The 24,000-nt window shown below is 40.2% G+C and carries 28 protein-coding genes, 1 riboswitch and 3 other annotated features; of the genes, 10 read left to right on the top strand and 18 right to left on the bottom strand.

The features are described from left to right. Positions 1 to 69: 69 nt before the first annotated feature. The 4 genes from CHH91_RS05040 to CHH91_RS05025 are packed head-to-tail and all read right to left on the bottom strand — an operon-like array spanning position 70 to position 3,817. Positions 70 to 696 carry a response regulator gene (locus CHH91_RS05040; RefSeq protein ID WP_095222390.1) on the bottom strand — a complete coding sequence of 209 codons (627 nt, stop codon included), beginning with the start codon at positions 694 to 696 and terminating at the stop codon, positions 70 to 72. A gap of 13 nt (positions 697 to 709) precedes the next feature. Continuing rightward, positions 710 to 1,750: a sensor histidine kinase gene (locus CHH91_RS05035; RefSeq protein WP_095222389.1), complete on the bottom strand. Its 1,041-nt coding sequence runs from the start codon at positions 1,748 to 1,750 to the stop codon at positions 710 to 712. 10 nt (positions 1,751 to 1,760) lie between these two features. Continuing rightward, complete coding sequence (gene liaF / locus CHH91_RS05030) at positions 1,761 to 2,537, bottom strand: cell wall-active antibiotics response protein LiaF (RefSeq protein WP_095222388.1); 777 nt, start codon at positions 2,535 to 2,537, stop codon at positions 1,761 to 1,763. 14 nt (positions 2,538 to 2,551) lie between these two features. Continuing rightward, a complete protein-coding gene (locus CHH91_RS05025; RefSeq protein WP_095222387.1) occupies positions 2,552 to 3,817 on the bottom strand; it encodes an MFS transporter in 1,266 nt (421 codons plus the stop codon). A gap of 228 nt (positions 3,818 to 4,045) precedes the next feature. Between CHH91_RS05025 and CHH91_RS05020 the strand changes: the two genes are divergently transcribed. Both CHH91_RS05020 and clpP read left to right on the top strand, forming a co-directional pair. Then, complete coding sequence (locus tag CHH91_RS05020; protein WP_095222386.1) at positions 4,046 to 4,684, top strand: RNA polymerase sigma factor; 639 nt, start codon at positions 4,046 to 4,048, stop codon at positions 4,682 to 4,684. Between the two features lie 82 nt (positions 4,685 to 4,766). Next, positions 4,767 to 5,348, top strand: a complete 582-nt coding sequence (clpP, locus tag CHH91_RS05015; protein ID WP_095222385.1) for an ATP-dependent Clp endopeptidase proteolytic subunit ClpP — start codon at positions 4,767 to 4,769, stop codon at positions 5,346 to 5,348. Positions 5,349 to 5,451: 103 nt separating this feature from the next. On the opposite strand, the gene CHH91_RS05010 is transcribed toward clpP, so the two are convergent. The 7 genes from CHH91_RS05010 to CHH91_RS04980 all read right to left on the bottom strand — a co-directional run bounded on the left by CHH91_RS05010 (position 5,452) and on the right by CHH91_RS04980 (position 10,574). After that, positions 5,452 to 5,703 (bottom strand): hypothetical protein, encoded by a 252-nt coding sequence (locus CHH91_RS05010; RefSeq protein ID WP_095222384.1) that lies wholly within the window; start codon positions 5,701 to 5,703, stop codon positions 5,452 to 5,454. A 21-nt stretch (positions 5,704 to 5,724) separates the two neighbouring features. Beyond that, positions 5,725 to 7,068: a TRAP transporter large permease subunit gene (locus CHH91_RS05005; RefSeq protein ID WP_095222383.1), complete on the bottom strand. Its 1,344-nt coding sequence runs from the start codon at positions 7,066 to 7,068 to the stop codon at positions 5,725 to 5,727. Between the two features lie 45 nt (positions 7,069 to 7,113). Next, positions 7,114 to 8,007, bottom strand: coding sequence for a DUF1932 domain-containing protein (locus tag CHH91_RS05000; RefSeq protein ID WP_095222382.1), 894 nt, complete (start codon positions 8,005 to 8,007; stop codon positions 7,114 to 7,116). Positions 8,008 to 8,019: 12 nt separating this feature from the next. After that, complete coding sequence (locus CHH91_RS04995) at positions 8,020 to 8,691, bottom strand: RraA family protein (RefSeq protein WP_095222381.1); 672 nt, start codon at positions 8,689 to 8,691, stop codon at positions 8,020 to 8,022. 147 nt (positions 8,692 to 8,838) lie between these two features. Beyond that, positions 8,839 to 9,690: a MurR/RpiR family transcriptional regulator gene (locus CHH91_RS04990; protein ID WP_095222380.1), complete on the bottom strand. Its 852-nt coding sequence runs from the start codon at positions 9,688 to 9,690 to the stop codon at positions 8,839 to 8,841. A 228-nt stretch (positions 9,691 to 9,918) separates the two neighbouring features. Then, entirely contained in the window at positions 9,919 to 10,233 is a 315-nt protein-coding gene (locus tag CHH91_RS04985; protein ID WP_095222379.1) for a DMT family transporter, read from the bottom strand. Continuing rightward, positions 10,233 to 10,574 carry a DMT family transporter gene (locus CHH91_RS04980; protein ID WP_095222378.1) on the bottom strand — a complete coding sequence of 114 codons (342 nt, stop codon included), beginning with the start codon at positions 10,572 to 10,574 and terminating at the stop codon, positions 10,233 to 10,235. Before CHH91_RS04980 ends, CHH91_RS04985 begins: the two co-directional genes overlap by 1 nt. Before the next feature lie 68 nt (positions 10,575 to 10,642). Further along, positions 10,643 to 10,738, bottom strand: a riboswitch (guanidine-I (ykkC/yxkD leader). A gap of 168 nt (positions 10,739 to 10,906) precedes the next feature. On the opposite strand from CHH91_RS04980, the gene CHH91_RS04975 reads away from it, so the two are divergent. Then, positions 10,907 to 11,542 (top strand): DUF1349 domain-containing protein, encoded by a 636-nt coding sequence (locus CHH91_RS04975; protein ID WP_095222377.1) that lies wholly within the window; start codon positions 10,907 to 10,909, stop codon positions 11,540 to 11,542. On the opposite strand, the gene CHH91_RS04970 is transcribed toward CHH91_RS04975, so the two are convergent. The 3 genes from CHH91_RS04970 to CHH91_RS04960 all read right to left on the bottom strand — a co-directional run bounded on the left by CHH91_RS04970 (position 11,537) and on the right by CHH91_RS04960 (position 13,345). Then, positions 11,537 to 11,734, bottom strand: coding sequence for a hypothetical protein (locus CHH91_RS04970; protein ID WP_095222376.1), 198 nt, complete (start codon positions 11,732 to 11,734; stop codon positions 11,537 to 11,539). The two genes, CHH91_RS04975 and CHH91_RS04970, sit on opposite strands and share 6 nt — an antisense overlap. A gap of 194 nt (positions 11,735 to 11,928) precedes the next feature. Beyond that, positions 11,929 to 12,183 (bottom strand): HPr family phosphocarrier protein, encoded by a 255-nt coding sequence (locus tag CHH91_RS04965; protein ID WP_095222375.1) that lies wholly within the window; start codon positions 12,181 to 12,183, stop codon positions 11,929 to 11,931. A gap of 121 nt (positions 12,184 to 12,304) precedes the next feature. Then, a complete protein-coding gene (locus CHH91_RS04960; RefSeq protein WP_095222374.1) occupies positions 12,305 to 13,345 on the bottom strand; it encodes an NAD(P)-dependent alcohol dehydrogenase in 1,041 nt (346 codons plus the stop codon). A gap of 241 nt (positions 13,346 to 13,586) precedes the next feature. Here CHH91_RS04960 and CHH91_RS04955 point away from each other — a divergent pair, with 241 nt between their 5' ends. After that, a complete protein-coding gene (locus tag CHH91_RS04955) occupies positions 13,587 to 14,003 on the top strand; it encodes a MerR family transcriptional regulator (RefSeq protein ID WP_095222373.1) in 417 nt (138 codons plus the stop codon). Positions 14,004 to 14,195: 192 nt separating this feature from the next. On the opposite strand, the gene CHH91_RS04950 is transcribed toward CHH91_RS04955, so the two are convergent. Beyond that, on the bottom strand, positions 14,196 to 15,104 hold the full coding sequence (locus CHH91_RS04950) for an AraC family transcriptional regulator (RefSeq protein ID WP_095222372.1): 909 nt from the start codon (positions 15,102 to 15,104) through the stop codon (positions 14,196 to 14,198). Positions 15,105 to 15,284: 180 nt separating this feature from the next. Here CHH91_RS04950 and CHH91_RS04945 point away from each other — a divergent pair, with 180 nt between their 5' ends. Further along, complete coding sequence (locus CHH91_RS04945; protein WP_095222371.1) at positions 15,285 to 16,265, top strand: aldo/keto reductase; 981 nt, start codon at positions 15,285 to 15,287, stop codon at positions 16,263 to 16,265. 129 nt (positions 16,266 to 16,394) lie between these two features. After that, on the top strand, positions 16,395 to 16,580 hold the full coding sequence (locus tag CHH91_RS20230; protein WP_141234130.1) for a hypothetical protein: 186 nt from the start codon (positions 16,395 to 16,397) through the stop codon (positions 16,578 to 16,580). Positions 16,581 to 16,624: 44 nt separating this feature from the next. Here the strand turns inward: CHH91_RS20230 and CHH91_RS04940 are convergent, their stop codons facing one another. Both CHH91_RS04940 and CHH91_RS04935 read right to left on the bottom strand, forming a co-directional pair. After that, positions 16,625 to 17,473, bottom strand: coding sequence for an STAS domain-containing protein (locus CHH91_RS04940; RefSeq protein ID WP_176465679.1), 849 nt, complete (start codon positions 17,471 to 17,473; stop codon positions 16,625 to 16,627). Between the two features lie 242 nt (positions 17,474 to 17,715). Next, positions 17,716 to 18,615, bottom strand: a complete 900-nt coding sequence (locus CHH91_RS04935) for a DMT family transporter (RefSeq protein ID WP_286160697.1) — start codon at positions 18,613 to 18,615, stop codon at positions 17,716 to 17,718. Between the two features lie 104 nt (positions 18,616 to 18,719). Here CHH91_RS04935 and CHH91_RS04930 point away from each other — a divergent pair, with 104 nt between their 5' ends. Beyond that, a complete protein-coding gene (locus CHH91_RS04930; RefSeq protein WP_095222369.1) occupies positions 18,720 to 19,637 on the top strand; it encodes an AraC family transcriptional regulator in 918 nt (305 codons plus the stop codon). Positions 19,638 to 19,814: 177 nt separating this feature from the next. Here the strand turns inward: CHH91_RS04930 and CHH91_RS04925 are convergent, their stop codons facing one another. Next, positions 19,815 to 21,179, bottom strand: coding sequence for an amino acid permease (locus tag CHH91_RS04925; protein ID WP_095222368.1), 1,365 nt, complete (start codon positions 21,177 to 21,179; stop codon positions 19,815 to 19,817). A 123-nt stretch (positions 21,180 to 21,302) separates the two neighbouring features. Continuing rightward, positions 21,303 to 21,527, bottom strand: a binding site (T-box leader). Between the two features lie 40 nt (positions 21,528 to 21,567). Beyond that, positions 21,568 to 21,793 (bottom strand) — a binding site (T-box leader). 44 nt (positions 21,794 to 21,837) lie between these two features. Continuing rightward, positions 21,838 to 22,063, bottom strand: a binding site (T-box leader). A 263-nt stretch (positions 22,064 to 22,326) separates the two neighbouring features. Here CHH91_RS04925 and CHH91_RS04920 point away from each other — a divergent pair. From CHH91_RS04920 to CHH91_RS04910, 3 genes are all read left to right on the top strand, one after another. Beyond that, positions 22,327 to 22,827, top strand: coding sequence for a CarD family transcriptional regulator (locus CHH91_RS04920; protein ID WP_176465678.1), 501 nt, complete (start codon positions 22,327 to 22,329; stop codon positions 22,825 to 22,827). Positions 22,828 to 23,250: 423 nt separating this feature from the next. Beyond that, a complete protein-coding gene (locus CHH91_RS04915) occupies positions 23,251 to 23,802 on the top strand; it encodes an ABC transporter permease (protein WP_437112192.1) in 552 nt (183 codons plus the stop codon). A gap of 13 nt (positions 23,803 to 23,815) precedes the next feature. Then, on the top strand, positions 23,816 to 24,000 hold a 185-nt coding region (locus tag CHH91_RS04910; RefSeq protein WP_141234127.1), incomplete at its 3' end, for an ATP-binding cassette domain-containing protein.

Below are 24,000 nucleotides of genomic sequence, written 5' to 3'. Positions count from 1 at the left end.
TATAGCATTCTCCATTAGCACAAAAGTATAGTTTCTATTTATTGAGGTAAACCCAAACATATCAGCATGCTAAAGCAATTTATTCTGATGCACATACACCGCTGCCTGCGTGCGATCATTCACTTGCAGTTTTGCCAGTGTATTACTCACATGTGTTTTAACTGTTTTGATGCCTATGTAAAGCTTATCTGCAATTTCCTGGTTCGTCATTCCATGGCCGATACAGCATAATACTTCGAATTCTCTTTCGGTCAATTGATTATGCAGGAGCTGTTTTTTTTGGCGAAAGCTGTGCATTACTTTCGCTGCAACAGCTGCTTCCATTACCGTTTCACCGATGGCTGCTTTCCTGATGGCTTCAGCAATTTGTTCAGCTGTTGAAGTTTTCAGCATATAACTGAAAGCACCTGCCTCCAAGGCTGGAAATACCTGTTCATCATCATAGAAGCTAGTGAGAATGATAATTTTAGCAGCAGATCCCGCTGCCATTATTTCTTTAGTGGCCTCTATCCCTGTACCATCTTCCATGATCAAATCCATGAGTACGACATCTGGCTTCTCCGTCAGAACCAAGCGGATGCCTTCCCGGCCGCTGCTCGCTTGGCCAATGATAGTGAAACCATCTTCTGTTTCTAAGTACGCTATCAGTCCTTTTCTTACGATATCATGATCATCTATGACTGCTATTCTTATCATCCTGCCTACTCCTTCACTTAGTTGGTATTCGGAGACCTATTTGTGTACCAACACCTACGCTCGCCCGCAGCATAAATGTCCCTCCTAATTCTTCGCAGCGTTCTTGCATGGACCTTAACCCAAGCGATGTTTTACGCTGTTGCATAGCTGCTGTATCGAAGCCTTTGCCATTATCCTGGATAGTAACTGCCACATCCATTCCTCTTGTCAGCAACTCGACCGTCACTTCACTCGCTTCAGCATGACGCAGTGTATTCGACAAAGCTTCCTGAATTATACGAAACAGATGCTCTTCCACCGATTTCGACAACTGCATCGTATCTTCTATATGTATATGAAAAACAAGTTGGGTACGTTGTTTCAACTCATCGATCAGCTTCCTCACCCCGCTGCTTAAAGAGTCACCAGAAAGATGAACAGGTCGCAAATGCAAAAGCAATGCACGCATTTCTGTCTGAGCCTGCTGCGCAATTTGTGAAACTTCTGCGAATTTGTCCCTTGCAGCTTCCGAATTTTTATCAAATAGCTTCATGCCCGCTTTTGACATCATCGTAAGCGCAAATAATTGCTGGCTGACCGCATCATGTAAATCCCTTGCAAGTCGTTGCCGCTCTTCCATTGCAGCTGCTCGATGTGCACCCTCGGCAAGCTCTGCCTTTTCATCAGCCAAACGTTGAAGTGATTTGACCTGCGAATGCATCTTATCTGTCAACTCATTTAAATCCTTACCTATCCGAGCAATTTCATCATGGCTGTTGTCTACAATCTTCGCCTGATAATTGCCATTGGCAACCATTGTAATAAACAAAGATATATGATCCATTCGATCCTTTATTTCTTTGCTGTCTTGAAATCCAACAAATATGGATGTAAGGGAATGAAGCATGATATATAGGAGCAAAAATGTAAAGATTGCTTGTACACTAAGCCATATCGGCTCCAGCAAAACGTGGATGGACAGCAGGACGCCAAGAAGCAGAATTGCATTCAGGAACATTGTGCGTAAGTTTGTTTTGATATACGAGTATCGAATACTATTAAGTTTTTTCAGCATCACTGCCACCTCATATCCGGTCCACTCTTATTTGTCCAGCCTTATAATCAATAAAAATATCCAGCTTGCGGGTTGCATCTGCATATCCGGGGGTTTCGTAATACGTTCGTCGATTTATGCCTTCTGAAAGTTCTCCAAAAACATTTATCTCTCCAGCCTTAATCAAAGCTTCCAAGCGGAATTCCACATTATCGGGGAGAATGATTCGTACTTCCCCTGCCCAGCCTTTAAGATGAAATGGTATTTCGTCGTTCGGTATAAAGGCTTTTGTAAAGTCCACATAATACTCGCCTACCGCATTCTTCACCTGGGTGGGTTCAACTGTCCAGCCCTCACTATCAAACCTGTGCTCTCCCACTGCATAATTATGATAGTTTTTATAAGCTCTTTTGCCCTTCTTCTTTTGACTTCCAGTTTCCCATTCCATATTCACTCCAGCTTGACGCCTCTTCCCCTTCTTGCCTGAGCGAAGCAGACTGAATCCAAAGTAAATGATAAGAAGCGGCCAAAGCTTTAAAATATCATTAAATTCAAATGTAAGGACTTCAAACCGATCAAGGATCAGCAGTCCGCCAAACAGCATGCAGAATATACCAAACCAGAATCCCACTTCGCCCCTTAAGAAATCAATCAATAATTTCAGCCCTAGTAACAGGATGAATACGGGGTATAGATAATGCCAGCTTTGGCTGTAGCTCCAGTCAATTGCACCAATGTTAGACAAAATCAGCACCAGACCGATCACTATTATTGCGATTGCAAAAAGATTGCTCCATAAACGTTTCATAATAACCCACCTGCTTATACCGTTTCTTGTTGTTCTACCTTATTATAACTGTTAAATGAAGTAAGTTGTTTATTTCGCAAACATAAAATCCCAGTAACCATCACGAGTATTCCTCCGGTTACACAAAGAAATTGAATACTGATTCCCATTCCAAGCAGTGTTGATGTAACCATATAAGACACTGGTATCAAGCCAGTCGAAGCAAGTGCCATAATGCTCATCACCCTGCCGATCATCCGCCGATCAGTTGTTTGCTGCAGCATAGTTGAAATCGGGATATTGGTAAATTGCAAACATACACCAATAACGAATATAGCTGCAGCCGAAGACCAGAAATGAAGCGCAGAACCGTATAGGATGAAAAATGCACTCATGATGATCAAACTGAATATCACTGTATAACCTGGACTTTTAAGATTTTTCGATAATACAAGACTAAGAGCAGCAGTAAGAGATCCAATTCCCATAGCACCTTCCAAAATAGTCAGACCTAGCGCATTTGTCTGGAAAACGTCCTTTGCCAGCAAAGCTACAGATAAAGAGACAGGACCTGTCAGGAAAAAATTGATAAAGAAACTTACTGTCATAATTGTACGGATCAGTGGATGATGTTTAACATAGTGAAAACCTGCTTTTACGTCTTCTAATGGGGATTTTTTCACTTCTGCAGTTGTCTCGTCCTTAGAAGAGATCCGCAGCAAGGATATAGATAACGTGGCGGCACATAACATGACAACAGCAAGAGTGAATACTGCTGAAAAGCCACCTAACACAATGAGACTTCCACCAATTGCCGGACCCAGAATAGGACTGATCATATTCGTCATCTGTACCATGGCATTCCCTTGCTGCAAGTTTTCCGATTTAAGTACTTCCGGTAATAACGATCCTGCCGCTGGGTAAGAAAAAGCATCCGAAACACCGAAAAGGGCAGAGAGTACAAGTAAGTGCCAAGGCTGCAGTACATCTGTCAGCAACAGTCCGATGACAATACCTACCAGCACTGCCCTGGAGCCGTCTGATAGCAGCAGGATTATCTTCTTTGAAAAACGATCGGCTGTTATACCGCCAATAACAATGAATAATAGCCGAGGCACCGATGCTGCAAAAAAGAGCATTCCAAAATAAAAGCGATTTTCCGTGATGGACAGCATCAGCCACTCCGCTCCCATTAAGTACACATAATAACCTGGAGCAGAAAATAACATACTAATAAAAACGAGTCTAAAATTGCGATTCCGAAACAGCTGCCATTTGCTTACTCTTGCTTCTTCTACCATTCTCCCAACCTTCTTTCCATTTGTTACCCTAAGCATAAACGACTGGAAATAACAAGAAAACATCCTGAGGAATGGACTTGTATCCGCCTTAAGACGGAGTCCTTTTTCCGTCAAGTTCCAATGTGGATATAAGTGTTGCCTCCTGTAAGAAATCTTTTATAGTAAAATAAATGAATACCCATATCTTTGTAGAAGTTGAAAACGTATAAGCAATAAAGGGGTGAATATATGGCGCAGCCCAAGCAAATGGATCGTCAATCACAGATAGAGGAAACTATGGAGAAGTTAACGCATTACTGTTTGTATCTAACGAAGAATAAATGGGATAGCGAAGAAATAACGCAAGAGGCAGTCTTAAAGACGCTGACGAACTATCCTGAAGAAACGTTTCCACCCCCGGTCAGTCTGTTGAAAAAGATTGCTTATCACGCCTGGATAGACAGAATACGTAAACAAAAGAAAGAAGAACTTGTGCCTGAAATTCAGGATGAAACGCCAGCTGTAAGACAGGACAATGAACAGCAGATGGAGCAATTGCGAAAACTCACTCCAAAGCAGTTGATTGTGTTTGTCTTAAAGGAAGCTTTTCATTTTCAATCTGCCGAAATTGCAGATCTGCTTGAACTAAAAGAATCAGCTGTAAAAGCGCTCCTGCATCGAGGACGCATGAATATTCAAACGGAGAGGATGCACCCCCTCGTCCAGAGCTCGTGGGATAATGTAAAACAGGAAGAGTTTTTTGAGCTGGTAGAATTGTCTCTCAACAAAGGTGATCCAGCAGGTATTATTCGAATTCTTCCTAGGTTGTTTCATATCCCCAAGCCCTACCTTCAAAAAAATTCGAATCCATACATGGCTGCAGCCTGAGGATGCAGTTATTTTTTTTGCCCGTATCGTATGTCATTCTGGATTCGTTCTAATTATGAAGAACGAAAGGAGAGTGTAAGCAATGACTGCAATACCTTATGTAGTGGAGCAATCGAATATGGGAGAACGATCCTATGATATTTATTCCAGGCTGTTAAAGGATCGGATCATTATGGTCAGTGAGGAAATTAATGATAGTATGGCTAATGCCATTGTGGCACAGCTGTTATTCTTAGCTGCTGATGATCCAGAGAAAGACATTTCGCTGTACATCAACAGTCCTGGTGGTTCGATATCCGCAGGTTTTTCTATTCTGGATACAATGCAGTTTATCAAACCGGAAGTGCAAACGATTTGCACAGGCATGGCTGCTTCTTTTGGTGCAATGTTGCTGCTTGCAGGCACTCCTGGGAAAAGATATGCACTGCCAAATAGTGAGATCATGATTCATCAGCCGCTTGGTGGAGCCAGAGGTCAAGCAGCTGATATTGAAATCACTGCCAAGAGGATAATCAAACAAAGACAGCATATCAACCAGATGATTGCAGACTTTACCGGCCAGCCGATTGAGAAGGTAGCTGCCGATACCGACAGGGATTATTTTATGAGTGCAGAGGAAGCGAAGGATTATGGGATCATTGACCAGGTGTTACTGCGGAAGTAAAGATCAATGGGAAAGAAGGCTTCCATTCTTCCCCAGGTATACACATCAAATAATAATAAGACCTGAGTCATTATAGCTCAGGTCTTTTTTGCTGTATCATGGATCAACTGCCAGACATACTTTTATCTTGGTCATCACTATTTTTCTCTTTCGGCAAGTAGTTCAAAGTGAAGCCGACAAGGCTGAATATGGCACTCAAAATAATGGTTGGATTCTTAAACCATTCTGCGCTCTGGATGATCAGGTCTCCATTTTGCAGGATCAAGCCCAGAATCTGCCCAAACACCAGCAGTGTACCGCATGCCAGGAATGCTATAAGAAATAGTTTAAACAACAGTTCTGCAAGCTTACGCATCTATACCAACTCCTATCCCTTTTATACTGGTAATATCTCCATGCCGATCAGCCACCCGATTCCTACTATTGGCAGCATGTAATATACGATTAATGGTATGAAAGTTTTTTCCGGTCTTGCTCCTGCTAGTCCGGAGGCAATGAATATCGATCCTGAAGCTGGAGGTGAGGCCCCTTCAGTTGAAGAGAAGGCCAGTATAGCTACTACTGCCACCAATGGGTCTACTCCGGCAGAAGTTAAAGCAGAAAATGATACTAAACCAACTGCTGTAAGCGTAGCTGTAGAGGATAGCGGTCCCGCTACTAAAGTAACCAATATACCTACCATAAGGACCATCAGCCATTTTGGTATATCAAGAGAAGAAGTAATTTGACTAAGATCATTCGCAAGTCCTAATTGTGAGAGGACTTCACTGGCTGCTACTGCGAATAACATGAGCGCGCCAATCGTCGTAAATTGCGGTATAGCAGATGATAACATCCGTGACCAATTCACAAGTGAACCAGGTGTTTTGTTCCAGCCGATGATCAAACTTATAATCATGATAAGTATAGGTATCCAAGTAATCAATGAAATCTGATCCATTGCCTCTGGTCCAATATCAGGGTTGTTTTCCAGCGCTTCCGCAAGCGGACCGACAGTGACAAGTATAGGAATCAACGCACCGAGGAATATAAAAATGGATTTCCATCCTTGTTTAAGAGCTTCCCTGAAACCAACGATATCCTCTGATGGAAGAGCCTTGATACCATTTTTCTTAACGAGCAAGAATACTAAAATCATTCGGTAAATAACTTGGTAAGCACCTCCGATCAAAAGAGCAATATACAAGTCACCCTCTGTAACCACTGCTCCTATCGGTGCAAATCCAAGCATGATGAACATGGAAGAATTCGGTGGCAATGCAGCGCCTAAACCGCCATTACCAGCCAGGATAGTCGCTGTCGTCTCACGGCTCCATCCGGATCTAATCATCCATTGTGCAGTAATTGATCCAGTTGTTGCTGTATTGGCTGAATTGGATCCTGAAAGAGCGCCAAGAATGGCAGAACCTACCGTACTCATGTAGGCTGCACCACCTGGCAGCTTGCCTATGAGTGAGTTGAATATACGTAAAAGAGCTTGAATCAAGTTGAGCTGATCAACTAAGTAAGCCATGAAAACAAAGGCAACAGCAGCGTATAATACTTCATAAGTAGAGGCAAATACTAATCCTTCCCAAAATAATCTTGGAGCCTCAGTTCCTCCAAACAAAACAGTGGCAACGAATCCTAGAAACATCGCTTCACCCATGTTGCGCTTTACTATTACATTCCAGATGATAATAACTGCTATAAACACAACCAGTGCGATAAAACCCGTCATTTGGTCTCCCTCCCCTTGGTCTCTGTATTTTAAAACGCTTACATTCTAAGTGTGATATACTTCGTTTTCGTTCATTAGCAACGCAAGGACTTCTTCCCAAGTGTCTGGCTTTTTTCCTTTATATTTTTCGGAAATATTTAAATCAGCTAGACGTTCCAATTTCTTCTGTGCAGCAATCGACATACTCGCATCTAAATTCGATTCCTGCAGCATCTCGATTGAACCACTCAATTCCACTGCCCGTCTTTGCGCGTGAAGTGCACTTCCTGTTACAAGCCGGTTCATTGTTTCAACAAAAGTCTTGGCATTCATTGTTTCGTTAATAGAACGAATGGCCGGTTCTTCAACTCCATATGTCTTAGCTGCTTCTAAAAATTCAACCATCAAACCAACGACGCCTTTCATATAGATGCTTCTTATAAGTTTAAGAGCTGAAGCATCCCCAGGATTATCACTTATTTTAGTGATTTGCATGCCGTATCCCGCTAATTTTTTTATAAAGGAATCTGTCCCGTTTCCACTTGCCGAGATTGGTACCTTATGTTTATAAACAGGTAGTGGCCCTAGCATCGCTGCATCTACAAACAAAGAGCCTCCATCCTCTACTACACTGGCTACCTGTTTCTTGATTTCTGGTGTGGCAGCAGATACATCGACATAAATCAAATCATCCTTAAAGCTATCGGTTAGTGATTGTGCTGCTTCTAACGTCTTGTTGGCAGGTACTGCAGCAATAACAATTGTACATATCTCCAATACTTCATTAGCACTTGCCAGCAGCTCTACATTTGCTTTGGAAGCTCTGTCTCTTATACGTTCGGAAAGATTCACATCATCTAAAAGTGGATCAAATGCATAGAATCTATCAATGCCTTCACTATGCAGTCCGGATGCCATTTCATAAGCAGCTTCTCCAAACCCGACAAAACCTAACTTCATATCTCTCAACCCCTATTCTTGGTATTGTTTCATTTTACTTTCCAGCCATTTCGGTGCTAAAGACTTTGGATCAGGATGTTCCTGATGAGAATACTGGGCAATTGCTTCCAGGCGTTTTTTTTCATAAGACAATTTTTCTGACGCCTTCATAAGTACTTCGTCAATTTTATCGACTGGTACGATAACTACACCATCATCATCCGCTACAACTAAATCACCTGGCGCAACACGGACACCCCCGCAAGAGATGACTTCATTTATCTCTCCTGGACCATCTTTGAAAGGACCATTCGGATTAAACCCCTTACTGTATATAGGAAATTTCAGCTCTTCCAGTGCTTTTTTATCTCTTACAAGTCCATCAATGACTATACCTTCTACTCCGATGGCTTGGGCTGAACTAGCCATAAGTTCTCCTAAGTAAGCATTATTTGTGTGTCCTTTTCCATCGACTACCAGTACAAGTCCCTTCCTTGCCGAATAGATAGCTTCATGAAGAAATAAATTATCTCCGGGTCTTAAGCTCACTGTCATAGCTGTTCCCACAAATTCCATACCAGTGCTTACTGGTTTGATGCGGTAATCCATCGAACCTGTACAGCCCATCACATCGGCAAGAAGTGTTGTATTCAACTTTTTTGCTCGCTCGATTAGTTCGTTTGGTAATAACGATACACTTTCCATATCTAAGCTCCTCCCGTAACAAATATTACTTAAATTAAAATTAGAGTAATATATATTACTTTGATAACGCGATCATACCATTCTATCTCATTTTGGTAAAGCGCTTTCACGGAAAAATATTCAAAATAAAAATGAGTTACCGCACAATTAACGTTTTGTGTGGTAACTCATTTTTGTAAGGATTTCATTGATTTTATCAAGTCTAGGCTTGGTTCTTTCAGGATAATTGATAGCTAAAGCACTTAGAATGTAGTCAACGATAAAAATGGCTGACACTATGGAATTATGAGAAGCTGCACTCGCTGAAGAACAAGGTAAAATCAAATCAGCATACTTTGTCATTGGAGAAGAATAACCATCGGTAATCAAAATGATTTCAGTACCACAGGACTTAGCTACTTCTAACATATTTGCGATTCGTTCAGCATACCGCGGATAGCTCACGGCTATTATTAAATCCGACGAAGTAAGACTGACGGATTCATCAACCCATTCACTTTTATCCGCATCAATATACCTGCAATTCCCTAAAATCCTGTTTATCCCAAATGATATGTATTCTCCTACTGGTCTTCCGCTCCGCACACTTGTACATATAATATTATCTGATGCCGCTATCTTTTCTATTATTTCCTGTAAAGTACTCTCAGCTATATTGTCTAAGGAATATTGGATATTTTCTAATTGCAATTCAGCATGCTGCTGCAAAAGATCGCTTTTATCAGCATCCTTCAAATTGGCCTCTAACCTAGTTTGAGGAGCAGCTTTATGCTTCATGTTTGCTTGAAGTTCCCTCTGTAGTTCTGAAAAGCCGGAATAGCCAACTGCTGCCGAAAATCTCATTATAGTAGCTGTACTTGTTCCTACAGTTGAAGCTAATTTGTCAACAGTAAGAAATGCAACTTCCATGGGATGCTGTACAACATAATCAGCAATTCTCCGCTGGGCTTCTGTTAGTTCGAATGCTTTGGTTTGCAATCTATGAATTAGGTCTCCCAATGTATCACCTGCTCCTGATGAGATATGACATGAGTTCTTCCTACGTCAACCGTCAATTATGAATCCTACCTGTATGATAACACTTATAAAAATATTCCCAAAGCAGGATTCCGCTTGAGTAGTTTTATTTCATACTAAGTTAACGGTACATCGCAGGCTTCCCTCATTACATCCCCAACAATAAGCAGTCCACTGAAACTAGGAGGATGCCAATTTGGAGCTGACTTTTTAAGAAACCAGTTTTAATCCTACTGCTGCACCCAGTACCAAAGCAATAAACAAAATCCTTTTCCAATCCTTTGATTCATTAAAGAATAACATCCCCACAATCGCTCCACCAGAAGCACCAATTCCTGTCCACACGGCATAGGCTGTGCCCATAGGCAGGCTTTCCATCGCTATAGAGAGAAAGAGAAAGCTAGCGCCGAATCCAAGAATCAGGAAGACTGCTGGTTTCCAGCTTTTATCCTTATGCAGTTTATTTATCATTGCTACACCAAACATTTCAAACAGTCCTGCTAAAATTAAAAATGTCCATGCCATTACTGTTCTGCCCCCTCTGCTTCATGATCCTTCGTTACTAGTTTCAATCCAATGACCCCTGCAAGTAATAAAGCTACAAGCAAGAACTTATTAAGAACGAATGGCTGCTCAAAGAAGAGAATTTCCGAGAAAAAGGTACCTGCTGTTCCCAGTCCTACAAATACAGCATAAACCGTCCCGACAGGTATATAGCGCCCAGCCCTAATCATCAGATAAAAGCTAATCGCGATCGCTATTATAGTTCCAATCCATTCCAAGACACCACTTGCATGCTTTAATCCAATAACCCATAAGACTTCAAAAACTGCCGCAATGATTACCATGAACCAATGTTTGTTCAATTCTTCCACCTCCGAATTTTAGTTTGTCCATGAAAAGATAAAAAGCCTGGGAGTAACTGTTAAACAGTTTCTCCCAGGCTTTTATCCTTCCGTGACACAGTGAATACTGTGAGTTTTCTCTCGGACCAGACCAGCCAAGCTGCGGAACCCTAGAAAACATTTAGCAATATTCAATTCACTACATTGTATAAGGTCTTACTTAAGAAATCAAGTCATATTTGAATCAAATGGACAGGTCAGTTAATAGAGTATATTACCCTATTCTAACGTGGAGACAGGGAAAGTATAATCATAATGAAATGCTAAAAAATGAAAAATTTGGAGGAATCAAGATGGTGAAATCAGTTCTTTTAGATGAGAAATTCAAAAGTAGAGAATTAAGTAATTTACTCCGATGGCATAATGAACCGAGTAAATGGTCTATAGATACGACGAGTTCCCAATTAGTTTTAGAAACCGATGAGGAAACTGATTTCTGGCAAAAAACACATTATGGCTTTGAAAATGATAACGGGCATTTTCTGTATATAAAGACAAATAAGAACTTTAGAATGACCACAAAAGTTAAAGCTATGCCAAATTCAAAATATGACCATGCAGGATTAATGATTCGCCACTCCAAAAACACCTGGGTTAAATCCTCCTTAGAATATATAACACCTAATTTGAGTAAGCTTGGCGCAGTAGTTACAAATAGAGGGTATTCCGATTGGTCAACACAATATGTCAAGGATAAAGAGATTGACTTATACTTACGTTTATCGAGGATCAATCAAAATTGTTATGTCGACTTTTCCTGGGATGGCGAAGAATGGATGCAAATGCGCATCGCTTTTTTAGATCTTCCAGATGACTCCCCTATTGCAGCTGGATTATTTGCATGCAGTCCCCAAGGCAAGGATCAGACTGTGCGTTTTGATTTTCTAGCTATAGAAGAGCTTTCTGACCCAAACGAAGCTTACTTATAATAAATGTTCAACCATGCTGCCATAGTGCAGCTTTTTTAAATGAGAATACACACGGAGAATGTTAAATAAGCCGTTTCCTAAATAGGAAGCCGCTTCATGAGAGACAGCTAAAACAACTTCCTTATCTTCTTCCATGATTTCTTGGCAGCTGGCAGCAATTCTTTCTGCTGAGACTTCCTTCCATGAAGACATAAAAAAAGAACGCTTCGAATACTTCTTAGTTTCAAATCGTTCCTTTTATATACATTCATTAGCTTGTCATCTCTTGCAGCTGTGTTTGAGGCAAGCTATATCCGGATGTCTTGCTTTTTCACCTTAAAAATCTCTATTGAGGTCACAGTTTGATTTGCATTTTGATTCTGCCCAAGATTACGTGCCCTATATTTCTATTTATCTATAAGGAAACTCTTCAACGTATCAAAAGTAACATGCTCATCACAGCCATTCACCATAAGCGTGATTTCATCACCATCCTTGACATTCAAATCCATCACTCTCATGAGCTTCTTTCCATCACTGGACATCCCGTTTTTAGAAAGGATTACATCACTTGTAAAGGAACATGCTTTATCAACAAATATTGCCGTATTCCTTGCCTGTAATCCTCGGTGAAGATTTACTGTTATTTTAGTGACCAGCATAAGTTACACCTTCCTCAGGAACGTTTCGTAAGTTTCATCACTACCTGTACTAGCTTCATATTAAAATAGGATGTCCCAGGTCAGAGCAACGGGACATCCTTAAGATTAAAAGTTACAAATGTTACAACGTACTATTGTCGATAACAAAGCGATACTTTACATCTGAAGCCAGAACACGTTGATAGGCTTCGTCGATTTGGTCAGCTGCTATCACTTCAATTTCAGGAGCAATATTATGTTCTGCACAGAAATCTAACATTTCTTGTGTCTCGCGGATTCCTCCGATCAAGGATCCTGCAAACGAGCGACGATGACCGATGAGAGACTGTACGTTTAATGACAACGGATCAGCTGGAGCGCCGACATTAACCATAGTGCCATCAAGATTTAGTAAGGCGAGATATGCATTCAGATCGATCTTTGCACTAACTGTGTTAATGATTAAGTCAAAGGATCCCGCAAGTTTGTCGAATGTTTCTGGATCACTTGTGGCATAGTAGTTGCTCGCACCAAATTGCAGGCCATCTTCTTTTTTCTTCAATGATTGTGATAGAACTGTCACTTCAGCACCCATTGCATGTGCAATTTTGACAGCCATATGACCTAGACCACCTAAACCAACAACAGCAATTTTTTTACCTGGTCCAGCTCCCCAGTGATTTAGTGGAGAAAATGTCGTGATACCAGCGCAAAGCAACGGAGCTGCAGCATCAAGTTCAATATTATCAGGGATACTTACAACGAATTCTTCCGTTACAACGATGTGGGAAGAATAGCCTCCCTGTGTAGGTTCGCCATATTTATCTACGCCAGCGTAAGTTGGGATATTTCCTTTATGGCAATATTGCTCTTCCCCTTTTACGCAATTTTCACATTCTCCGCATGAGTCAACCATGCATCCGACGCCTACTCTGTCACCGATCTTATATTTAGTAACTTCTGAACCGATATCTGTCACGATCCCTGCGATTTCATGTCCAGGTACAAGCGGATAGTTTACTGGTCCCCACTCTCCATGAGCAGTATGTATGTCAGAGTGGCAAATTCCGGCAAACTTGATTTCGATTAAAACGTCATGTAAATCAAGATCACGTCTTTCAATTTCAGCAGCTCTAAAGGGTTTGTCTGGACCGTCAACAGCGCGTGCTTTAGCGATAACCATTTAGAAATCCTCCAATAAAGTTTATAGTTTCAGAGAATAACATGGACAGACTTTATCCTTTCTTCTCTTGTAAACAATTGTAAACTTTAGAGTCAACTCTAAGTCAAGCATCTGAGTAAATATTTTTATCACTATGTATTAAACCCTCCTTCACTTTGACGTTCATGAAATCCTATGATAGAATCCTTCCTATTCATAGAGTGACTCGAAGTCTATATATTTATGGAAAAGGAGAGCTACGATGAAGACATATACGATCAGTGAAGCAGCAAAGGAATTAAATGTTACAGCGTACACCTTGCGTTACTATGACAAGGAAGGATTGATGCCTTTTGTTGAACGTACAGCAAGCGGCCAGCGTTTATTTAAAGAATCCGATATTGCAGCTTTAAATATCATTGAATGCTTGAAATCAACTGGTATGCCGATAAAGGAAATAAAGACCTTCATCGATTGGTGTACAGATGGAGATGTTACGTTGCAGCAGAGATTTGACATGTTTATGGAACGAAAATCCGTGGTGGAAAAACAAATGGAAGAATTAAAAGAAACAATGAAACTTATCGAGCATAAATGCTTTTATTACAAAACTGCCTTAGAAGCTGGTACGGAAGATATACATAAAAACGACAAAATTGAAATTCCAGCTGTCCCTTAATAGAACGAGCCATCCGTATTGTAAAAGTACTGATGGCTCTTTTTTATATAACTAATGATCCCTTCTGACATCATAAAACTCAGGAGCAAAACAGAAGACCAACCAGACAGCCTTGGTAAGGTATTGATTAGACCTAACTAGATAAACAGGCTGTCGGAAAGACCTCGACAACTTGTTTTTTCTTTTCAACCCTCAAACTTTTTCCGCCGAATCCACCCTAAGTCTCTTTATATCTTCTCTAGGTGAAAAACCAAACATCCGGGCATATTCGCGGGTGAATTGAGATTGACTTTCATAACCTACTCGAAAAGCAGCTTCCGCTATATCCGGTAACTCAGCTAATAACAAACGCCTGGCTTCCTGCAACCTCAACTGCTTTTGAAACTGAATCGGACTCAATGAAGTTACTTCTTTAAAATGCCGATGCAGAGAAGAGATACTCATATTCGCTATCTCCGCTAAATCCTCTATTCGGAAAGGTTTATCAAAGTCAGAAATGATATATTCAATTACATTTCTAATTCGGACAGCATTGCTGCCTTCTAATACCATTTGTTCAAGTGCGTCCCCATTTGGTCCCTGCATAACCCAGTACAGTATTTCCTTCTTACATAATGGAGCGAGTATCGGGATATGCTTTGGGCTGTCTAACAAACTAGCTAGCCTAATTACCGCATCTAACAAAGAGGAGTCTGAGTTACCGATAAACATGGCTCGTTTTGTATCACGTTTCTTCCCGGATTTTGTGTCTGTTTCATTAAGGATCTCTAAGATTTCTTTTGGTGTAAATTCAAGTTTGAGGGCCAAATAGGGATAATCATTTGAGGCATGAATGACTTGCCCTGTTACTGGCAGCTCTACAGATGCCACGATATGATTGCCTGGTCCATATCTAAAGCATTCTTCTCCCAGCCACACCTCTTTTTCTCCTTGGACAATAATGCAAAAAGAAGTCTCGTTAACTCTAGCTATAGGTTCGCTGATCAAGGATTCGCGGATGAGAAATAACGATTCGATAGAAGTAGCATGAACGCCATCTTGAGTGGTTTGTCTGCTGATAAGTCTGCTCAGTACTTGCTGCTTTTCAGAATCCTTACTCATGTCTTATTTGCCATCCCTTCTATTTTAGATGTGTTCATTTTAATTGATATTTTTTTACTTTGAAAGGCTTTTGAGAGGATCAGGCAAAAACTTGATATGAATGGGTTTCATGTTTAATTAGTCTATATGAGACAATCTAAGAGACAGTAATGAACAAAATATAAAAGGAGGATTATATCAATGGAATATATAAAACTAGGAAATACGGGTTTGGATGTCTCTAGATTCTGTCTCGGGTGTATGAGCTTTGGTGAAGCAGAAAAGTGGATTCATCAGTGGGTTCTTAACGAGGAGCAAAGTCGCACTATCATAAAAAAAGCTCTTGATCTTGGAATCAATTTTTTTGATACAGCTAATGTGTATTCGATGGGAACCAGTGAAGAATTCCTAGGTCGTGCTTTAAAGGATTATGCCAATCGCGACGAAGTTGTGTTAGCAACAAAGGTTCACGGATGTATGCATAAAGGTCCAAACGGTGCAGGGCTTTCCCGAAAAGCCATCTTGAGTGAAATTGATAAAAGCCTTAAAAGACTCGGCACAGATTATATAGACCTTTATATCATCCATCGCTGGGACTACAATACCCCTATCGAAGAAACAATGGAAGCATTGCACGATGTCGTGAAAGCTGGAAAAGCAAGATATATCGGTGCTTCTGCCATGTACGCTTGGCAATTCCAGAAAGCATTACATGTAGCAGAGAAAAATAATTGGACACGCTTTGTATCGATGCAGAATCACTACAACCTCTTATACCGTGAAGAAGAACGGGAAATGCTTCCTCTCTGCAAAGAAGAAAAAATAGGAGTGACTCCTTACAGCCCGCTTGCCTCCGGAAGATTGATACGTGATTGGGCAGAAACAACATATCGCTCCAAAACGGACCAAATCCAAAAATCCAAATATGATGCAACTGCTGATGCAGACAGATTGGTGGCAGAACGAGTAGCCTCACTGGCAGAGAAACATAGTGTTCCTCGTATCCACATTGCGCTGGCTTGGCTGCTTTCAAAAGAAAACATTACAGCCCCGATTATCGGTGCTACGAAAATATCCCATCTTGAAGATGCTGTAGGTTCTTTATCACTTAAGCTAACAGCTGCAGATATTGCCTTTCTCGAAGAACCTTATGTACCACATTCCATAGTTGGACCTAACTAAATATTTATCAAAGCAGCAATCCAATCTTATAAAATAGGAATTGGGTTGCTTTTATTTTTAATAAAAGATGGGGAATGGAATATGTAAAGTTTCCCTCAATTAGAAATAAAGGTTTGAGGTAATCAAATATTGGGCAAAGTATTAAGGTTGGGGGGAAGGCAAGAAATGCGCTTAAATGAAAAGAAATTAATCTACAGAGAGCTTGCCAATCTAATGCATGATTTCGATAGATGTCCAGATGAATCTATAAAAAAACATATAAACCAAGACATAGCACTTTTAAAAGAAGCAATTCAATATAAAGCAAAAAAATAACTCTCCATTTATATTAAACGAAAAATGGAGAGTTTCTTTCTGTCTTAGTTCAATATATATCTGTCTACGGCAGCTTTTAAAGAATGCGTAGTTTTAACATCAAAACCAATTCCTAATTGCGTTGCAGTCTGCGCTATTTCAGGTCTTATACCAGATAAAATAGTTTCTACTCCCAGCAGCTTCAAAGAGTTGACTATATTAAATATACGGTGAGCAACCATTGTATCGATAATTACCACACCTGACATGTCAATGAATAAGTAATCCACTCCCAATTTCGCACACTGTGAAAGAACATTATCCATCATATACTTAGCCCTGTTTGTATCAATATCACCTACAAGGGGAAGCAGTGCAACTTCTGGAGTCAATGAAATAACTGGGGTACTAAGCTCCAGGATCATTGCTTGCTGTGCAGCCAGCTTGAATTCTGCTTGTTTTTTATTCTCTCTAGTAAACCAGACAATGATCTGATTAAAAGCGCTAGTAATCTTTCTCGTATAACTAAGTGTTTCCTTACCGCATAAATCATGTTCAGCCACAAAGTCTTCCAATAGCTCCAAATATAATGATTCCGTTCTATTGAATTCATCAATAATATCATCTATCGGTGTAATTAAATGCTGCTCATCTTTTGATATCTCCACTATCCATTCCTCGAATAGCTCGTAAGATAGAGGATTTTCCGGATCAAATAACTCACAGAAACGGGTATGGAAACCTTTATTTTGTTCTTTTAATACATCAATAACTGCTTGATCATCAGAACCATAAACCCCTTCTGTCTTTTTAAGTCCTGCAAACCAAGCATCATTCAATTTATCTATATTATCGCAAAGAAAATTATATAATTCTTTATCTGCTGCTACTTCCAGTTTTTTCTCATTTGCCATAGAAACGTCTCCCTGATTTTTATATGTACGACACCTCATTCTATCATTTGTCACAGCAATTGCCTATTATACTCTAATGAATAACACTTGTTAGATAACCAAAAGCCATTCTCCACTCTTAATTTCGTCACAAAATTACGCCGAACTATCCATTAATCTCATGGTGTAGAACCAAATAACCCAAACTATTCCAACGTGATTTCCTTACTTTTCCGGATTTTAGCTTACGCAATTTAAGCTTGCTACTTCCTGTCATCCTTCACTATCGATAAAATCGTAATAGTACTTAAAATTAACATCGTACCTATCCACTCTGCTAAACCAAATGGAATATGAAACCACAAGATAGAAAGAAATGTTGCAGACAATGGTTCCACAGAAGCCAGCAGACTCACTTTGGAAGCTGCAATATGTGTTGTGCTTTCCAGGTAAAAATAAAAAGCAATTATCGTGCCGAAAATGATGACAAATAGCACAGCTGCTAGAGAAGATAATGTCCAATCCCCTTGTACCTTCCATAGTGGATGTATGAAGCTGAAACTAACACCACCAATCAGCATGCCCCAACCAACAACAATCTTCGATCCCCAGTCCGCAAGTAGTCTTAAGGGCTGTAAAGTATAAAAACTCAAAGCGAATGCTGAAGCAACGCCCCAAAATACGGCCCGCCCTGACACGGAAAGAGATTGAAGGTTAGCTCCTGTAACTAAAAGAAATGTACCTATAATTGCTATTACGACAGATATAATAATTGTAAATGATGGCAGACGTCTTGATCGCAAAGCCAAATAACATGTGATGAGTGCTGGCGCTAAATACTGAAGAATGGTTGCGGTCGCTGCGTTACCGTGTTCAATTGCAGCAAAATATGTATACTGTACTGCAAGCATTCCTAGTATCCCAAATAAAATAATACGTAGCGCGCCACTTTTACTTGTCCAGACCCCCCATACTTTTTCCCCTTCTTTTATATAAGAAATCGTCAATAAGATGACTCCTGCAACAAGAAGTCTTGCCACTGTAAGCCACTCCGTACTGAATCCTTTCACCTGGAATAGAAATTGAGCTACTGTTCCAGAAACACCCCATAAAGTAGCTCCGGTGAGCACTAAGACTATACCTAACACACGACTATCTTTCACCTGATAACCTCCTCATTCTGTTACAATAGTGTCATCATAAATAAAAGAACAGCAATTTAATACTAAATTTGTATATAAAATTATAACTATATTGAGGTAACAGCATGCAAATTAGAGATTTCTTGATCACTCCGCAACTAGAAGAATTAACTCAACACAAAACAGTTCAATTGCCTGTAGCATGTTATGAGACAACCATTAAACAAAATGTACATGGACATATTCCACTTCATTGGCATAATGAGATTCAATTTGTGCTAGTTACGAGCGGCAAGGCTTTATTTCAGATAAATGAAGAGGAAGTGGTCGTTCAAAAAGGGGAAGGAATTTTTATTAACAGCAACTGTCTGCACAGAGCAGATGATCAAGCTGCATCGAACTGTGTTTATATATGCTTAAATGCTTCGCCCCTCACACTTCTAACAGAGGATCTGCACGCTAAATATGTTTATCCCTATATCCAAGCGACAAATCTGGCTTATGTAAAGATAGGAACAGATGGAGATTGGGAGAAAAACATTTTAAGGGCCGTGATGGAAATTCACCAATTAATCGAGCAAAAATCACCTTATTTTGAGATAAGTGTCCTCCATCACCTTAATTTCATATGGCAAAACTTAATCATGAACGGAATACCATTGGAACACAAAGAAACAGAAATAGTAAAGAATCAGCGCATGAAACAAATGCTTATTTATATTCATGCTCATTTTAATGAGAGAATAACTTTATCTGATATCGCAAAAGCCGGTCAATTAAGCCGTTCCGAAACCTGTCGGTATTTCCAGCGAATAGTGAAACAATCCCCTTTGAATTATGTAATGGATTATCGTATTAAAAGAAGCCTGCTCCTGCTGCAGGATCCAAATACAAGTGTCACGGATGTGGGTTATCAAGTAGGCTTTAATAGTACTAGCTATTTTATTGCTAAATTTCGCGAGTCTGTTGGTATGACACCACTGGCATATAAAAAAATCACCAAAGATAAATTCTGGAAAATGGATGTTGATTCGAGCTTCTGATACTTCGTTAATCTAATAAAACACACAAAGAAAGGAGCAGCGTAATAGCGTGCTCCTTTTTGTTTAGACTATTTGGAGAAAAATTGACGTATTGTGTTTCACCTTGATAAATTTCCGCTTTCATTCATTGAAAAAAGAGCCACTTGTAGTGACTCTTTCGGCCTTGTCTATTTAATTTCATTGAGCATTTTTTAATTTGGTTTCTTTTTCTCTTCTTTTCCGACCCATAATTACTGCCAATACGGTCAGGACTGCTAAAGCTGTAAAACATACAACCGTTCCTACTGAAATCCCTTTACTGAATGTCGAACCTACCAGAATGATTCCCAGCCCTGCAATCCCGACAATTGTCGTCGCAGGAAACAGCTTCATTCTGAAATGCGGCATATCTGCATATTCCGGACGCAATTTCAGCTGCGCTGCACAAATACTAAGCCATAGCAGCAGCATAGTGAAGCCAGGAATTGTCATCATCGTTCCAATGATACTTTCAGGCGCAAAATAAGCAAGTCCTGCACCTACCAACAATAGCACACCATTTAAAGATATAGCGTTGATCGGTGCACCTGATTTAGAAGTCTTCGTTAATAGTTTTGGTGCTTCACCTTTTTCAGCCAGTGAAAACATCGTTCTGGAAGTGGCAAACATACCAGAGTTAGCAGCAGATAGAACTGCGGTCAAAAGTATGAAATTCATTACGTGCGCAACGCCTGGTATGCCGATAGCATCCATTACTTGAATGAATGGACTTTCTGTTCCAGCGACCTGGTTCCAAGGAATCAGTCCCGCAATGATTGTGATTGGGAGAATGTAAAACAGCAATACTCGCCAAACGACGCCTTTGATTACTTTAGGCAAAACCTTCTTCACATCTTTTGTTTCAGAAATCGCTACCCCGATTAACTCAGATCCCCCGAAGGAAAACATGACTATCAAGCATGCTGCAAATACTCCTTGCATACCATTCGGGAAGAAGCCGCCATGGCCGAATAGATGCTGTGTTGGTGTATCTGGGGCAAAATCCGTCAAACCTAGCAGCACCGCACCGCCTAATAGGATAAATAGTACAAGAGCAATAATCTTAATACTAGCAAACCAAAATTCCATTTCTCCGTAGAATTTAACTTGTAGGCTGTTTATTCCAATGATAAGTGCTGCACAAATTGCACTTAACAGCCAAAGCGGCGTATTGGAAAACCAAAACTGCAAGAATGAGCCTGCAGCTAGTATTTCTACAACGGTAACAAGTGTCCAGTTAATCCAGTACAGCCATCCAACAATGAAGGATATATGAAAGCCAAATGCCTTATGAACTAAGTGCTGGACATTATGATTCGGATATACGACGGCCATTTCAGCTAAAGCAACCATTACTATCAGCAGCAGGGCCCCGCCCAATAAGTAAGAAACGACTACACCAGGCCCTGCAATCCCTAATGTCTCACCACTTCCTTTGAAAATACCGGTACCGATCATACCCGCTAATGCTAAAAACTGTACGTGCCTAGGTAAAAGCTCTTTCCGCAAACCATTCTGACTCATCTTCTTCTCCTCTTTCTATATCAAATCCTGTTCTGATTAATTTTGTATAATAATAGTCATCATCCATGGTTAACCACCTCCTTAACTGTCCAACCAAGCAAAAAATCCCTGCTGAAATGTATCAGCAGGGACGTGATTTACGCGGTACCACCCTAATTATCGACATATAAACTATATCAATCTCTCATTTAAGATAACGGCTATAAACCGTCTTCCCCTCACCAGCCGGTTCGAAGAAGAAAGCTCCTGGATCGTAATTCATGCTGTTCTTTGTTCTGACTCGCACCATCCGTCAGCTCTCTGTATCAGGGAGAACATACACTACTTCAATCCATTCAATGCTTGTTATTTAGCTATTTAAAACAAAAAATCCCTGCTGAAGTGTATCAGCAGGGACGTGATTTTACGCGGTACCACCCTAATTATCGACATATAAGCTATGTCAATATCTCATTCCTCATAACGGCTATAAACCGTCTTCCCCTCACCAGCCGGTTCGAAGAAGAAAGCTCCTGGATCGTAATTCATGCTGTTCTTTGCACTGACTCGCACCATCCGTCAGCTCTCTGTATCAGGGAGAACATACACTACTTCAATCCATTCATCACTTATCATTATATTTAGCTTTCAAAACAAAAAATCCCTGCTGAAATGTATCAGCAGGGACGTGATTTTACGCGGTACCACCCTAATTATTGACACGGCTATTATGTCAATCTCTCATTTCATCATAACGGCTCTTCACCGTCTTCCCCTCACCAACCGGTTCGAAGAAGATGCTCCTGGACTGTAATTCATGCTGTTCTTTGTACTGACTTGCACCAACCGTCAGCTCTCTTTAACAGGGAGAACACACATTACTGTAATCCGTTCAACGCTCAATTATTAATATAATGAGTATCCTACAGGAAACATTACAAAAAATCAACATTTTTTTGTTATTTTATTTCATTCAGCTCACATATAATCCAAAGACAATGCTCATTAGCAGTAACTACCTTGTATGATTTTAACCGCTTAATCATTGAGCTTGCCCATACATTTTGAATAGAGAAGATGACCCCACTAAACAATAATCCTACAAGCAAAAAATGCACCGGACCAGTTTGTGTTATAATAGAAGTATCTTTGAAGGGAGATTGTTAATTTGCTTAAAGGCGGAGATAGTGTATTCTATCCTTTTCACGGAACAGGGACCATAGAATCAACAGAAATTATGAGGGAAAGAGAGTATTTCAAGATATTCTTTCCTTATAAAAAGTTACATGTGTTTGTACCGAGTCAAAGCGAAAACCAGAATGGTCTACGCCCAATCATTTCTTTAGAACAATTAGAGCAAGTAAAATTAGATTTCTATGACAATGGTGTTCCTTTGCCTTCTTCAGTAAGTGAACGATCTAAAGTCTTGGACAGTAAGATGAAATTAGGTACTACGTTAGAAATCAGTCAGATAATAAGAGATCTAATGCACTTCCATACAACGGATGGTCGTTTATCTCAATCAGACAAAAAAGTATATAAAAATGCAGAAGAGTTTCTTATTGGAGAGATTCAAGAAATAAAGAATATTTCATATGATCAAGCCTCTTCTGATGTAAAATCTTTAGTTGAAGAACGTTTTAATATTGATGCACCTAATTTTAGGTGACATCTTGTATCAATGTAATTCCCTCAATTACATTAAAATCACTAAAAAGGACCTCCACGGATAATGCGTGGAGGTCCTTTTTTAATCAACGAATATACGGAATACCCTTGTATTAGCGCATTTTTTAATTTCAGCCTTCTTAACTGATGCCTAGCCATCCTCAAAAGTCACCCCTTTTTACACCATACTTTGTGCCATGCGTTGATCCCAGCTTTAACTGGTTAATTTTTCATGTTAGGATGCTCATATATTTGGGTATAAGTTGATAGCAAAAGTCTGACAAGAACTTTTGCATGACAAAAAAACAGGAGGTGCCCTCCCATTACAGCTTTAATCGAATATTTCATCAGTAATTTCACATTTATACTTGGATACACATGGGATCACATCAAGCTTGTTGGTTTAGCAATTATCATCGCTATCGTGATCGGTGTACCATTAGGTATTTATTGTTCCGTCAATAAATACGCAGCCTCCACCATTCTCCAAATTGCTTCTATCATGATGACTATTCCAAGTCTCGCTTTATTTGGAATCATGATTCCAGTCCTTTCACTCATCAACGAAGGAATCGGTACGTTGCCAGCTATTATCGCTCTTGTACTGTACTCACAGCTGCCGATCATCCGGAATACGTACACGGCGATCAGCAATGTCGATCCCGATATACGCGATGCAGCAAAAGGGATTGGTCTGACAACCTTTCAACGCCTTTATAAAGTCGAGCTCCCAAATGCCATGCCTTTGATCATGGCTGGTATCCGTACTGCAACAGTACTGAATATCGGTGTCGGTGCTATTGCTACGCTAATCGGCGCAGGAGGCCTTGGCGGCATCATCTATCAAGGGATTCTGCGTACCAATAACACGATGATCCTTGCAGGTGCAATCGCGGTTGCGGTTTTGGCATTGATTGCTGATTTGTTCTTGCGCTTGATCGAAAATCTATTTACGCCAAAGGGTGTAAAAAAATAATAAGGGTGAAAATATGATACATTTCAACGACGTGACAAAAATATACAACGGCAACGTCAAAGCAATCGAAAATATGAATTTTACAGTTGAGCAAGGCGAACTGGTCATCATGCTGGGTCCTTCCGGCTGCGGTAAAACAACTTTACTTCGTATGGTGAACCAGCTGGAGAGTATTACAGATGGTGATATCATGCTAAA

The organism is Virgibacillus sp. 7505 (genome assembly GCF_002272135.1).
In the GTDB taxonomy this organism is placed as follows: Bacteria; Bacillota; Bacilli; order Bacillales; family Amphibacillaceae; genus Terribacillus.
The sequence above is the reverse complement of the archived record's forward strand: the minus strand, read 5'-3'. Positions and strand labels throughout refer to the sequence as shown.

Coding starts and splice junctions, on each gene's coding strand:
- CHH91_RS05040 (WP_095222390.1), bottom strand. CDS start 696: ATGATAAGAATAGCAGTCATAGATGATCATGATATCGTAAGAAAAGGA.
- CHH91_RS05035 (WP_095222389.1), bottom strand. CDS start 1,750: ATGCTGAAAAAACTTAATAGTATTCGATACTCGTATATCAAAACAAAC.
- liaF (WP_095222388.1), bottom strand. CDS start 2,537: ATGAAACGTTTATGGAGCAATCTTTTTGCAATCGCAATAATAGTGATC.
- CHH91_RS05025 (WP_095222387.1), bottom strand. CDS start 3,817: ATGGTAGAAGAAGCAAGAGTAAGCAAATGGCAGCTGTTTCGGAATCGC.
- CHH91_RS05020 (WP_095222386.1), top strand. CDS start 4,046: ATGGCGCAGCCCAAGCAAATGGATCGTCAATCACAGATAGAGGAAACT.
- clpP (WP_095222385.1), top strand. CDS start 4,767: ATGACTGCAATACCTTATGTAGTGGAGCAATCGAATATGGGAGAACGA.
- CHH91_RS05010 (WP_095222384.1), bottom strand. CDS start 5,703: ATGCGTAAGCTTGCAGAACTGTTGTTTAAACTATTTCTTATAGCATTC.
- CHH91_RS05005 (WP_095222383.1), bottom strand. CDS start 7,068: ATGACGGGTTTTATCGCACTGGTTGTGTTTATAGCAGTTATTATCATC.
- CHH91_RS05000 (WP_095222382.1), bottom strand. CDS start 8,007: ATGAAGTTAGGTTTTGTCGGGTTTGGAGAAGCTGCTTATGAAATGGCA.
- CHH91_RS04995 (WP_095222381.1), bottom strand. CDS start 8,691: ATGGAAAGTGTATCGTTATTACCAAACGAACTAATCGAGCGAGCAAAA.
- CHH91_RS04985 (WP_095222379.1), bottom strand. CDS start 10,233: ATGGCATGGACATTTTTAATTTTAGCAGGACTGTTTGAAATGTTTGGT.
- CHH91_RS04975 (WP_095222377.1), top strand. CDS start 10,907: ATGGTGAAATCAGTTCTTTTAGATGAGAAATTCAAAAGTAGAGAATTA.
- CHH91_RS04970 (WP_095222376.1), bottom strand. CDS start 11,734: ATGTCTTCATGGAAGGAAGTCTCAGCAGAAAGAATTGCTGCCAGCTGC.
- CHH91_RS04965 (WP_095222375.1), bottom strand. CDS start 12,183: ATGCTGGTCACTAAAATAACAGTAAATCTTCACCGAGGATTACAGGCA.
- CHH91_RS04960 (WP_095222374.1), bottom strand. CDS start 13,345: ATGGTTATCGCTAAAGCACGCGCTGTTGACGGTCCAGACAAACCCTTT.
- CHH91_RS04955 (WP_095222373.1), top strand. CDS start 13,587: ATGAAGACATATACGATCAGTGAAGCAGCAAAGGAATTAAATGTTACA.
- CHH91_RS04950 (WP_095222372.1), bottom strand. CDS start 15,104: ATGAGTAAGGATTCTGAAAAGCAGCAAGTACTGAGCAGACTTATCAGC.
- CHH91_RS04945 (WP_095222371.1), top strand. CDS start 15,285: ATGGAATATATAAAACTAGGAAATACGGGTTTGGATGTCTCTAGATTC.
- CHH91_RS04940 (WP_176465679.1), bottom strand. CDS start 17,473: ATGGCAAATGAGAAAAAACTGGAAGTAGCAGCAGATAAAGAATTATAT.
- CHH91_RS04930 (WP_095222369.1), top strand. CDS start 18,720: ATGCAAATTAGAGATTTCTTGATCACTCCGCAACTAGAAGAATTAACT.
- CHH91_RS04925 (WP_095222368.1), bottom strand. CDS start 21,179: ATGAGTCAGAATGGTTTGCGGAAAGAGCTTTTACCTAGGCACGTACAG.